The organism is Psychrobacter sp. TS_SC_6 (assembly GCF_056156305.1).
Genome location: NZ_CM149590.1, coordinates 2395958 through 2408703 on the forward strand (window position 1 = coordinate 2395958; position 12746 = coordinate 2408703).

The 12746-nt window shown below is 42.1% G+C and carries 10 protein-coding genes; 5 read left to right on the forward strand and 5 right to left on the reverse strand.

What is annotated here, in order from left to right:
• The first annotated feature begins 283 nt into the window (after positions 1–283).
• From ampD to AC0J5Y_RS10180, 3 genes are all read left to right on the forward strand, one after another.
• On the forward strand, positions 284–874 hold the full coding sequence (gene ampD, locus AC0J5Y_RS10170) for a 1,6-anhydro-N-acetylmuramyl-L-alanine amidase AmpD (RefSeq protein ID WP_475130574.1): 591 nt from the start codon (positions 284–286) through the stop codon (positions 872–874).
• Between the two features lie 161 nt (positions 875–1035).
• Positions 1036–2586, forward strand: a complete 1551-nt coding sequence (gene murJ, locus AC0J5Y_RS10175; RefSeq protein ID WP_475130575.1) for a murein biosynthesis integral membrane protein MurJ — start codon at positions 1036–1038, stop codon at positions 2584–2586.
• A 122-nt stretch (positions 2587–2708) separates the two neighbouring features.
• Positions 2709–3335 carry a nuclear transport factor 2 family protein gene (locus AC0J5Y_RS10180; RefSeq protein WP_475130577.1) on the forward strand — a complete coding sequence of 209 codons (627 nt, stop codon included), beginning with the start codon at positions 2709–2711 and terminating at the stop codon, positions 3333–3335.
• Between the two features lie 39 nt (positions 3336–3374).
• Here AC0J5Y_RS10180 and AC0J5Y_RS10185 read toward each other — a convergent pair whose 3' ends face one another.
• Positions 3375–4013: an N-acetyltransferase family protein gene (locus AC0J5Y_RS10185; protein WP_475130578.1), complete on the reverse strand. Its 639-nt coding sequence runs from the start codon at positions 4011–4013 to the stop codon at positions 3375–3377.
• 283 nt (positions 4014–4296) lie between these two features.
• Between AC0J5Y_RS10185 and ribF the strand changes: the two genes are divergently transcribed.
• Positions 4297–5313 (forward strand): bifunctional riboflavin kinase/FAD synthetase, encoded by a 1017-nt coding sequence (gene ribF, locus AC0J5Y_RS10190; RefSeq protein WP_475132155.1) that lies wholly within the window; start codon positions 4297–4299, stop codon positions 5311–5313.
• Positions 5314–5433: 120 nt separating this feature from the next.
• Here ribF and AC0J5Y_RS10195 read toward each other — a convergent pair whose 3' ends face one another.
• The 4 genes from AC0J5Y_RS10195 to AC0J5Y_RS10210 all read right to left on the reverse strand — a co-directional run bounded on the left by AC0J5Y_RS10195 (position 5434) and on the right by AC0J5Y_RS10210 (position 10668).
• Complete coding sequence (locus AC0J5Y_RS10195; RefSeq protein ID WP_475130579.1) at positions 5434–5667, reverse strand: DUF2789 domain-containing protein; 234 nt, start codon at positions 5665–5667, stop codon at positions 5434–5436.
• 292 nt (positions 5668–5959) lie between these two features.
• Positions 5960–6949: a malate dehydrogenase gene (locus tag AC0J5Y_RS10200; protein ID WP_475130580.1), complete on the reverse strand. Its 990-nt coding sequence runs from the start codon at positions 6947–6949 to the stop codon at positions 5960–5962.
• Between the two features lie 287 nt (positions 6950–7236).
• Positions 7237–7896 (reverse strand): ribonuclease T2, encoded by a 660-nt coding sequence (locus tag AC0J5Y_RS10205; RefSeq protein WP_475130581.1) that lies wholly within the window; start codon positions 7894–7896, stop codon positions 7237–7239.
• 579 nt (positions 7897–8475) lie between these two features.
• The gene (locus tag AC0J5Y_RS10210) at positions 8476–10668 is read right to left on the reverse strand and encodes a lytic transglycosylase domain-containing protein (RefSeq protein WP_475130582.1); all 2193 of its coding nucleotides are present in this window, start codon (positions 10666–10668) and stop codon (positions 8476–8478) included.
• Positions 10669–11129: 461 nt separating this feature from the next.
• On the opposite strand from AC0J5Y_RS10210, the gene miaB reads away from it, so the two are divergent.
• On the forward strand, positions 11130–12623 hold the full coding sequence (gene miaB / locus AC0J5Y_RS10215; protein ID WP_475130583.1) for a tRNA (N6-isopentenyl adenosine(37)-C2)-methylthiotransferase MiaB: 1494 nt from the start codon (positions 11130–11132) through the stop codon (positions 12621–12623).
• The last annotated feature ends 123 nt before the right edge of the window (positions 12624–12746 follow it).

Below are 12746 nucleotides of genomic sequence, written 5' to 3' on the forward strand. Positions count from 1 at the left end.
ATGATTTTTTTGCGCAGCATTATTTAAGTAGCGCTTTTTTGTACCAAGATGACGATATATAGTCGATTCTAAATAAAGTAGATACATCATGTTTTGACGCGGGACTGGTATAAATTTTTTTGGCATGCTGTGCCTACGCAGACAGAGGCTGCAAAAAATTCATTCCAGTCCCGCTGTATCGTTTTTATACTGAGCTTAGTATATTTGCTATTCATTTATACAAAATTTATGATAAAACGCATTTGCGCTTCGCTGATCAATAACCATAATAAAAGAGAGTACTATGTCTATAGCGTCATCGATGACTATTAATAAGGGTCAGTTATCTGCCGCCACTTGGCTTGCATCGCCAAATTATAATAAACGACCTGAAAATACTACGGTTAATGCCATTGTTATTCACAACATCAGCTTACCACCTAATGAGTTTGGTGCATGCGGAGCTGATGGCATTCATTACGTCAAAGCTTTGTTTACCAATCAATTAGACTGGGACGCTCATTCTTATTTTCAAACCATTAAAGGTGCTGAAGTTTCTGCGCATTTATTCATCGAGCGTGATGGCACTATCACTCAGTTTGTCAATTTTAATGAGCGCGCATGGCATGCTGGCAGGTCAAGCTATCTTGGTCGAGCCGAGTGTAATGATTATAGCATTGGCATTGAGCTTGAAGGATCAGATTTTGTGTCCTTTAGTGCAGCACAATATGAAGCTCTGGCTCAAACCATCGTTGCCATTTATGACGCTTATCCTAAAACTCGTCGCCATCTGACTGGTCATAGTGATATTGCACCCGGTCGTAAGACTGACCCCGGTGATTATTTTGAATGGAAGAGATTGCGTCAGATGGTTGCAAGCCTTCTTGATACCTAAATTTAATGTTAACTAAGACAAAGCCGTTCTTGATAACAGGATATATATTCCACATTCAATCCATTTATCAGGATAATGAAAGTGCTATAATCTGTCAGTTTTTTTGACTCTCGTAAATCAGCAAGCAACCATCACCAAACAAATTAGCAGAATAGGTTCTCATGGCAAAAAGTCGGTTATTTCGTTCAACCATGGTGGTCAGCAGCATGACCATGCTGTCACGTATTTTAGGTCTGGTACGTGATATTGTTTTATTGGGCGTCTTTGGCGCTGGTGGCCTGATGGATGCCTTTTTGGTCGCCTTTAAGATACCCAATTTTTTGCGTCGCCTGTTTGCTGAAGGCGCATTCAGTCAAGCCTTTGTACCTGTTTTATCCGAATATAAAGAAAAATACAACTTACGAGAAGTACAGATATTAGTTAGTCGCACCTCAGGCGCGCTGCTGTTAATTTTATCGATGCTGACTGTGGTGGTTATCTTGATGGCACCGTGGGTGGTGACTTTATTTGCACCCGGTTTTGCCGATCAACCTGATAAGTTTGCGATTACCGCTGAGCTGTTGCGCCTCACCTTCCCTTACTTGTTATTTATCTCAATGACTGCATTTGCCAGTGGTATTTTGCAAAGCTATGGACGTTTTGCGGCACCAGCCTTTGCACCTGTATTACTCAATCTGTGTATGATTGGTGGCGCGCTGGTTTTTGCACCTATGTTTGAGACGCCCATTATGGCGCTCGGTTATGCGGTCGCTATCGCAGGCTTATTACAGCTTCTACTGCAATTGCCGCAGTTATCCCAGCAAAAACTACTGGTGATGCCCAAAATCGACTTCCAGCATGAAGGCGTCAGACGCATATTAAAGCTGATGCTACCTGCTATCTTTGGGGTATCGGTGACTCAAATTAATCTGCTATTAAATACTATCTTTGCCTCTTTGATGATTGGCGGCTCAGTCTCGTGGCTATATGCCGCTGAGCGTATGAGCGAGTTACCCCTTGGTTTAATTGGGGTGGCAATTGGTACAGTCATTTTGCCAAGCTTATCAAAAAGTGAAGCCCAAAAAGACGATGTCAGTTTTAAAAAGACCATTGATTGGGCAGCTCGCTTAATTATCTTAGTCGGTGTACCTGCATCGGCAGCACTGTTTATTCTGTCCGACGTGCTCATGCAAGCGCTATTTTTACGTGGCGAATTTACTTTACGTGATGCGCAAATGAGTTCGCTTGCGCTAAAAAGCATGGCGGGTGGCATCTTAGGCTTTATGTTGATTAAAGTCTTTGCCCCTGCGTTTTTTGCTCGTCAAGATATTCGTACGCCCGTCAGAATCGGTATTATTTCCGTTTTTGCTAATATGATCTTTAGTGTTATCTTCATTGGGATATTTTACTTCCTTGAGATTCCATTGCATGGCGGACTGGCACTTGCGACAACTGGTGCCTCATTTGTGAATGCAGGGTTGTTATATTACTTCTTGCATAAGCGTGATATTTTCCGTTTTGGCAGTCACTGGAAAAAACTGTTTGCGCAGTTTGCAATCTCTACCAGTGCCATGGTCGCTGTGCTTTATGTCATGCTACCGTACTTTCCAACCGATAAGGCACAGTGGCAACGTTTGGTTGCGCTGCTGATTATGTGTGTGGTCGGTGCGTTGGTTTACGGCGGAGTATTATTGGCAACAGGCTTCCGTCCTCGCCAGCTCAAACATGGTTAAAAGTGCTAGATAAATTATTGGTTTACCAAACCAAAACAAGCGCAATATGAGAATTGACAGTACATACTGCTGGTAGTTGCCATAATGGCTTATTGTTAAATCACTCACTATTAAGGTTTTATATGACTACTCAGCAGCTTGCCGCTCAACGCTTACCTATAATTTTTGCGACCGGTCTACTCAGTGCTGGACTATTAATAAGCGGTTGTAGCGATAATAACAAGGTAGAGAACCAGCCAGCAGACGAGACAACAGACGAGACAACAGACGGCTCATCTGCCATAAATACCGTTAGCAGCACGGATGATGTCGATACTACTCCTGATGTTAATAAGACTGATAGCATAGCTAATAGTGATACGGCTACTACAGATAGCGACATTGTCAGTCAAGATATCAGCCCTATCGCAGCCGCTGTAAAAGAGCCAAGTATATTAACCAATCGAACCCAATCAGGTACGCCAGAAAATACAGTGAAACTAGCGCTTGATACCTTATATTATGGCGACGTCAAAAAAGCGGCGTCATACTATAAAGTCGATATGGAGAATTTCGCTGAAGAGTTAAAAAATACCCAGTTTGCCTTTAAGCAGACAGTTGAAGCGGTCACTATTATTGACACCAAATATAATAACGATAAAACAAAAGCCACGGTCACAGGTGAGCTAAGACTAAAAGGTCAAAGTGAGCCTGCGCCTTTGGCTTATGAGCTGCAAAAAATCAATGGTGAATGGAAAATATTGGGGTAAAAAATGCTTGTTTAAAGCAGGAATATAAACAGAGTTATCTTAGATATTATTGTCATTATCTAGCACCCGTTTGCCCAGCATCACCACATCAGCGATGAATCCATCCATATCACAGACTTGAGGCATCAACCCCCATTGTGCAAAGCCAAGTTTACGAAATAGTCCTAAGCTTGGCTGATTATGGGCGAAAATAAGCGCAGTGACATTATGAATACCTAGACTTGGCGCTTGCTGTAACATCCAGCGTACCAATAAACTACCTAGCCCTTGACCATGATAGTCGTTATGGATATAAACGCTAATCTCGCTGCTGATATGATAAGCCGGACGCGCATACAAATCACTAAAGCTGCCCCAAGCAACGATAGGATATAACTGTATCTGTTCAGCGCTTTTAACTGCTGTTTCCAAAGCCATTCTAACTACATAGATAGGTCGTGTTGCACTCTCGATATGCTCTGCAAACCAAGCTGCCCGCTCTTCATAAGTCACTGGTTCTAGATTGGCTGTCGCCTGCTTACCAGCAATACTTTGATTATAGATGGCTAAAACTTCAGATAGATCTTCTGCCGTCGCATACTGCACCGTAAATGTATCGCCAAACTTATTTGTTAATATAGGCAAGTTAGCACAATCAAAAATAGGTTTAGAATTTGGGTTAGCTGTTATTGCAGACATAGCACCTCCATAATGGGTTATTCATTGTTGATGGTTTGACCATCCTATAAATCGACATCTCAACATTCAAACAAGCTTGAGTCCAATAAAGTAACTATGCTGTCAAATAGATAGTGCCGTTCCGTCATTATCAGCAGACTATAGGATGTTAGTGTGTCTATTTTACTTTATAATGGCTGATTTTAAACACATCGATTTTATATCCAGACGTGTTTTTCATTTTTTATCCGGTTTCATCTATCATAGCTGAACATTTATGAACACCTATTTTCTTGAGCAACTGATGGCGTCTTCAGACGCTTCGCCTACCAATGCCAACCCAGTAGCTTTAGCGCCCTGTGTGCTCACTATTGGCAATTTTGATGGCGTGCATTTGGGACATCAAGCGATGCTTACTCAAGTGCGCGAACTTGCAAAGGCGCGTAATCTTGGCTCTGCCGTGATGATATTTGAGCCACAGCCTAGGGAGTTCTTTGCTCCTGCTGCTGCCCCAGCCCGTTTAACCAACCTTGCCGAAAAGCAAGCGTTACTAGCAGAATATGGTGTTGAAACCTTGATTGTGGCAGGCTTCGACAACGAATTTCGCTCATTATCAGCGCAGGCATTTGCAGATATCTTAGCGCAGCGTTTGAACGTACAAGCCTTGGTATTGGGTGATGATTTTAAATTTGGGCATGATCGTACCGGCGACAGTCAGTTTTTACGTGATTATGGTTTGCATGTGACCAATCTAGATACGATTACTGACGATAATCATAAAGCAGCACGCATCAGCTCCACTCGTATTCGGGATCTCTTATTGTCAGGTGATATCGATGCGGCTAATGCATTACTTGGTCGTGATTATGCCATTACTGGCACGGTCGTTGGCGGTGATAAAATTGGTCGCACCATGGACTTCCCGACCGCTAATATTGACCTAAAACGTATTAAGCCTGCCTTACATGGTATTTTTGCGGTCGATGTGGTTAGCCTGGATAGTGATGGCAATGTTATACCAATCGACTTAGTCAAACGTGCAGATAATGGTCATAAAGGCATAGCAGGTTTGCAGGCACACAGTTTGTTTGGTACTGCTAATATCGGCACTAGACCTTCTGTCGACAAAACCCACGATTGGCGTTTGGAAGTACACTTTCCACAACTACAAGCCGACTTATATGGTTTAACCTTGCAGGTGCGTTTTTTGCATTATTTGCATGGAGAACGTCATTACGAAAGTTTGGATGCGCTAAAAGAAGGTATTCATCATGATGTACAAGAATTGATTGAATGGCGAAACAAGCAAACGGGCGGTTAAGTAGTGACCCTTTTAAGTAGATCATTGATAAACAAAAACCCACAACCTTTAAAGTTGTGGGTTTTTCAATGGCTGTTTTATTATCAGGTTATTTTTTATTGCCTAGCTGATAACTTACGCTTATGGGTGCAAACGTACATTCAATTCATCAATCACTTCTACCCACGCTGCATCTTTTTCCCATTCTTCTTGTAGGAACATACGTTGGTTGTCATTCCAGATACTGGCTTCTATCAACTTTTCCTCTTTTGCTAATTGATTGTTTTCAATAAAATGATCAATCGCCTCATCAGAGCTATCAAGACCCAGCTGAGCGAATAACTCACTCATATTATATTCAGATTCGCCTAACATACATTTTCTCCTTAAATGGTAATTTACTTATGCTTATTATTTAAATGAACCTGATTATTGTAGCAAGCTTTATAGTAATAGCTGTTAATCCACGTTTATCTAACGTTATCAATTGTATTAACCCTTAAGCATTATACGAAAATAGGCATCATAAGTAGGCTATTTATCGATAAAACATAAATAATGCTGACAGCACGCTAAAACTCGAACAAAAAAAAGCCCTCATGATAAATGAGGACTTTTTACTTAGTGCTGAATATAAGTAGCCCTAATATGACAATAGCCTAAAAGCTTACGGTAATAAGTGTGCTACTGCATCACGCTCTTCGCTCAGCTCTTGCTCAGTGGCTGCCATTTTCTCTTTTGAGAAATCTGATGACACATCAACGCCATCTACGATAGACCAATCGCCATTAGCACAAGTCACTGGGAATGAGTAAATCAAACCTTTGGCAATACCGTACTCGCCGTTTGAATAGACACCCATAGATACCCAATCGTTCTCATCAGAACCCAACGCCCAAGTACGTACATGAGCGATAGCAGCATTGGCAGCAGAAGCAGCAGATGATGCGCCGCGAGCTTTAATGATTGCAGCGCCACGTTGTTGTACTTCTGGAATATAAGTACCTTCATACCATGCGCGATCAACCAAATCTAACGCCGGTTTACCATTTACAGTACTAGCGGTCAAATCAGGATACTGAGTCGATGAATGGTTGCCCCAGATAATCATTTTTTTCACGTCATTAACCGTGCTGTCAGTCTTACCAGCCAGCTGTGCCATTGCACGGTTATGATCTAAGCGCGTCATAGCAGTGAAGTTACGTGGATCTAAATCTGGTGCGTTACGCTGAGCGATAAGCGCATTGGTGTTCGCAGGGTTACCCACTACCAATACTTTTACGTCACGGCTTGCAACGTCATTCAATGCTTTACCCTGCGCTGAGAAAATCGCAGCATTGGCTTCTAGCAAATCTTTACGTTCCATACCAGGACCACGAGGGCGTGAGCCTACTAATAGAGCATAATCGACGTCTTTAAAAGCCACGGTTGCATCATCAGTTTGGACGACACCAGCCAATAATGGGAATGCACAGTCTTCTAATTCCATGACCACACCCTTTAGGGCGTCGAGTGCTGGAGCGATTTCAAGCAATTGCAGGATCACTGGCTGATCTTTACCTAGCATCTCGCCAGAAGCAATACGAAATAACATAGCATAGCTGATATTACCAGCGGCACCAGTCACGGCAACGCGTACAGGCTGTTTCATTGACATTGAATACTCCCTAATTATTGATTAGATAGTCACGATTCTAATTGGTGATTATCGATTTAGATAGCGACTTACTCGCTGAATGCTTACTCGATTAATATAGTAGTCATAAACCGAGAGCTAGTGTAGCACTTCAGTCTATTAAGCGTCTAGGTAAAGCAAGAAACCTATCCCTAACTATATTGTTACATTTTATACGCTGAAATAGCGAGAACAAATATAGCAAGAGAGGATTATAGAAGACAAAAGAAAATATAACAGGAGAGATAATCAGCTAGATTAAAGGGGTATTATTTACCGCCTGAAATAACGAATTTACTGCCACAATTGTCCACGACATTATGACAATTGCCAAATTTACTGCCTTCATAACAGACATGTACATCCGTCAATATCATTTGACGTTGCGTACCTGACTGACAAATCAGATCGACACTAGCAGGGGTCATACCACTATTTAAGTTGGTCATTTGACCGATAAAACGAGATTTTAACACTGTATAACTATTGCCTGTGTTTAGCTCATTTGGCAACTTTAGAGCGCCTGCATAGTTAGTGATTTGACGGAAGTAATTACTGGAACTTAATGGGCTACAAGCGCCATAACGTTGCCACGCTTGGGTACGCACTGTGTTATCGGGCATAATACGGTTGACGACTTTTAGCTGTAGCGGTGTGATACGCGGCTCACTACCACGTCCACAGCGTTCCCCATAACCCATGTCCAAACCAGACACAGTCAAAAAATAACCTTCTAAGCACTGACGCATACGCGAACGCGTTGGTTGCAAATTACATAATGCCGGTGTCATCTCAATCATCAGCACGCGCTGACCACTCTTACTCGCATAAGCCGCTTGGGCAGACATAGCCATTGTCCCTTGCAACAGTAGCAAAGTGGTGATACTAAAAGCTGTCCAACCGCTATAGTTATACTGTTTACTTATCATATTGTCACTTACGTACTCTGATATCACTGTTTTTTGGCATCAAGCCCAGTTTGGTTTAAAGAGTTAACCGATGCCTAACATGCAACGATATAGACAGATTGAGATATTTTTTATTATATAGTCAGAGAAAAGTAATATCGATACATCAAGTACTGCTGATATTAATTTTTCTTGCTTGCTGTGCCTATGCAGACAGAGGCTGCAAAAAATTTATACCAGCAGCACTGTAGCGTTTTTGAGATATTTTAACTATATGAAGATAAAATATTGAGTAATGATAAAAATCAGCTTTTAGATTCGAGTGGTATTACTCAAATTGGCTAATCAAACCCAAAGCATCGATTGATTACCTCAAAAACGCCTTATAAAAAATCGCTCATAATGCCAGCAATGGTAACAAAAACCCTCTGTTAATCTATAGCAAAAACGTAAACATACACAATAAATGAATCATCTATGTTGACCATTGTCATTATTAAAAAAATTTGGTCATCAAAATACGATTGTTAAGCTAAAAAATTGCAGCTGTAAAAAAACCATTAACCTTTTATCGTTAATGGTTTTTTGCTATTACTTAAATTAAAATGCGGCAGGTACCGTACCCATACGCTGAGTGATTGGCTGACCATTACCCAATAAGCTGCTATAAATGGTGGCATTTTCCATCACGTGTTTGACATAATTTCGTGTTTCAGGAAAAGCAATAGACTCAACATACTGATCCGCTGCCAATGAGCCATAGGTTGGCTGCCAACGCTTAGCATTGTTTGGACCTGCATTGTAGCCTGCTGTTGCCAATACAGGCTGACTGTTTAGCTTCCCAAAGATATCACCCATATACCATGTGCCATAACGGATATTGGTATCACCGCTATTGGCACGACTTGCATTATATGTCTCACCCAAATTACGAGCGATATATTTTGCAGTATCTGGCATGACTTGCATCAGTCCACTTGCGCCGACATTTGAGCGCGCAGAGGCTACAAATCGACTCTCTTGACGCATGATGCCATATGCCCAAGCAGGATCGATACCAGCTGACTGACTATAACGTACTACAGCATCTTGGTGCGGCATCGGATGCGATATTGCAAGGCTATTGACGTTGTCAGTATTGTCAATGGCATATATCGCACGGTCTAGCCAGCCTATATCATAGGCTTGACGCGCTGCTGCAATGATCAATTTTTCATCACGATTGTCACGTGCTTTTTTGACCGCCCAGTTCCACTCACGATTGGCATAAGCTCGGCTGGCATCAGCGTTATATAACGCAAATGCGCGGGCAAAATGTGGATTTTGCATGACGCGAGCACGATCTGCGCTACTGACATTAGGTAAATTACTGCCCCCCAAACGGCTGGAATCAAAACGTTGACCAACTTTTTCTTTTGCCATCAAACCATAATATTCGTTACTTTTAGCGAGATTTTGATACATTTTCTTAGCCGTATTGCGCTTATTGGCATCATTTGACTGCTCATAAGCGCGCGCTAACCAATACTGCCATTGGTTGTTTTTTTGGGTTTCAGCATCCATTCTTGAGATGGCTTCGACCACATCATCCCAGCGACTAAAGCGAATCGCTGCCATGGCATAATATTCTGCTTCTTCAAAACTAAAGTCATTGTCTAAGCTATTACGGAACCAGTCTACGGCTTCAACGTTAAAGCCATCATCGGTATTATGATTCATGCGCTGTACGCCAAGGGTACGATAAGCTGCGCGGCGAGTATCATCGGTTAACAATTTGGCTGAACGCTGATTGTCTTGCTTGATATCAAACTCTAACTGCAACGCCGCCTCACGATAAGACTTTTCGGCGACACGCCCCATCGCGTAAAGATACAGATATTGATTGGTTTGGCTAGCAGGCTCACGGGCAAAACGGCTAAAGAACGACGAAGGGTTAAGTTGAATCTCACTCAGTGACGCATAAGGAATAGGCGTCCCCAAGCGCGAAGATAACGCCATGATATCACCGGTTTTGCCTTTACGCAGCATACGTTTGAGGCGAGATACTCTCTCTGGGTTGCTAATTAAGGCATTGTTATTCATCTCAAGCGCTAGCTGATCACAAAGGGCAGGCTGTTTTTTGGTCGTCAACCAGACATCAGATTTCGCTGCCATAGCACGCATGGTATCGCCGCCATTATTAAACCCAAGCGCAATGGCGCACTTCTCACTGTCATCAGCATTGGTGATCAGATTTGCCACTTGACGCACGGCTGCATAATCATTTGAACCCGCTTTGGTTTCAGCAAAATCAGCAACGAGCTTTTCTGCCATGACAGTGTCTGGATACTGGCGCACAAACTGCGACACTGCCGCAGGGCTTTGCGAATTCAAATCTACATTCATCCGCCAATAAGTAGGATACATGGCAAATAAGCCACCACTCATAGCTTGCTCATAATTATAAAGCGCATTGACATCGCCACGCTCTGCCGCAATGGCTGCTGCAGTGAATGAACCCACGCCATTATCTGGTTGATAAGCATTGTTTTGTTGAGAAGTGTTTTGTTGACTGTTTGGTTGATAGCCATCAGGTTGATAGCGCTCTACTTGATATTTGTCTTGTTGTTCAGAACTACCGCTCTCGCCCCATGTCAATTCTGCACAAGCTACTTGCGAAAAGCCCAAAACACCGACTGCAGTTGCCAAGCTCAGCGCACTTTTTTTAAGCGTCATTTTTTTAAAACTCTTATGCGTCTCATTTTGATAGATATTCTTATCAATCATATCAGGAGCAACCTGCGGCTTTTTCATACTGACTCTCTTTTATAATGGGTCTTAAATAATATTTTAAAAAGGCTTTTAAAAAAGTGACTCTAATCAAATGATTCTAAAATATAGGTTTAAAAAATACATTCCTAAATCGATATTTTAGACAGATAGAAATCAGGATTTATTCAATGACGCTAATAGGATGACATTCATCATACTATACTCGTTGCACTTTCAACCATAAGCTTTACTTTTCGTTAATAAATTGGATAGCACCGCGTAACACGAAGGTGTTACTGCGTACAAATCGGCATCAATCATTATGCATCCTAGTTATAACCAGATAATCATCGATAAGCAATTGATACTATTATAAATAATCCCATCTACTTATAATAATGAGCAGACGCTAATTTTTCACATTAGCACGGGGTTGTGATAAAATACGCCACCTGTTAATCGGCTAGCCCGCTATATTTTTGGTCAATCATGGACTTCTCCTTATGAGTGTTACTGTATTCAATCCCCGCATCGATGACGCTGCTGCCTTTGACATTACTGCTGTCACGCCTGCGGTCACCGCACTCAACGAACTAAGTTCAGCACAAGCTCCTGTCGAAAAAGCAGCTACCAAAAAGGTCTTTGTCACCACCCAAGGCTGTCAGATGAATGTCTATGACTCGGGCAAAATGCTTGATGTGCTTGGTGACTCACATGGTATGGAAGTGACGCATAATATCGACGAAGCCGATGTACTGCTGATGAATACTTGCTCCATTCGCGAAAAAGCCCAAGAAAAAGTCTTTTCAGAATTGGGTCGCTGGCGCAAATTGAAAGAAAAACGTCCTGACCTTGTTATCGGTGTTGGTGGTTGTGTGGCTTCGCAAGAAGGCGATAACATTCAAAAGCGCGCGCCTTATGTCGATATGGTATTCGGTCCACAAACGTTGCACCGTTTACCAGAGCTATATGACCAATCGCATCAACAGCGTGAGATTGCCCCAAAAAACCGTATTGGCACAGTGGATGTATCCTTCCCAAGTATCGAAAAGTTTGATTTTTTACCAGAGCCAAGAGTAGAAGGATTTAAGGCCTTTGTTTCTATCATGGAAGGCTGCTCAAAGTATTGCTCATTTTGCGTGGTTCCTTACACGCGCGGTGAAGAATTGTCACGTCCACTTGATGACGTATTGGCTGAGATTGACAGCTTAGCGGCACAAGGTGTCCGTGAAATCAACCTACTTGGTCAAAACGTCAATGGCTATCGCGGCGAAAAAGACGATGGCAGTATTTGCCGTTTTGCAGAACTCTTACATTATGTATCACACGTCGATGGTGTTGAGCGTATTCGTTATACTACTAGCCATCCGCTAGAATTTACTGATGACATCATTGATGCCTATGCACAACTGCCAGAGCTAGTATCACACTTGCATCTGCCCGTACAAAGTGGTTCAAATGCGATCTTGGCGGCAATGAAGCGTAACCATACGATTGATGTTTATATCAATCAAATTAATAAGCTCAAAGCCATACGTCCGGATATTCACTTATCTAGCGACTTTATTATTGGTTTTCCAGGTGAGACAGATCAAGACTTCCAAGATACTTTAAATCTAGCAAAAGAGTTAAACTTCGATCATTCTTATAGCTTTATCTATTCTAAGCGGCCGGGTACGCCAGCAGCGGAGTTGCCGGACGATGTGAGCTTCAAAACTAAAAAAGAGCGATTGGCAGAATTCCAAAAAGTAATTATTGATTCAACACTCGCTAAGACCCATGAGATGGTCGGCACTACTACCCGCGTCTTGGTTGAGCAAGTCGCCAATCGCCATCCTGATTGTTTAATTGGTACAGCAGACAATACCCGTACCGTAATGTTCCCTTACAATGTTGATAAAATGGATGAGATGTTGGGTAAAATTGTGAGCGTACACATTACTGAATTTGTGAGTCCGCATATGGTAAAAGGTGAGATTGAAGCAGTTTTAGCTTAATGGTTGTTTTAAATAAAATATCAAAAAAGCCGTTCACTATTCAATAGTAAGCGGCTTTTTTATGACTAAAGATTAGCCTTTATAGTCGGTGAAAAGTAATTATAGTCGGTGAAAAGTAATATC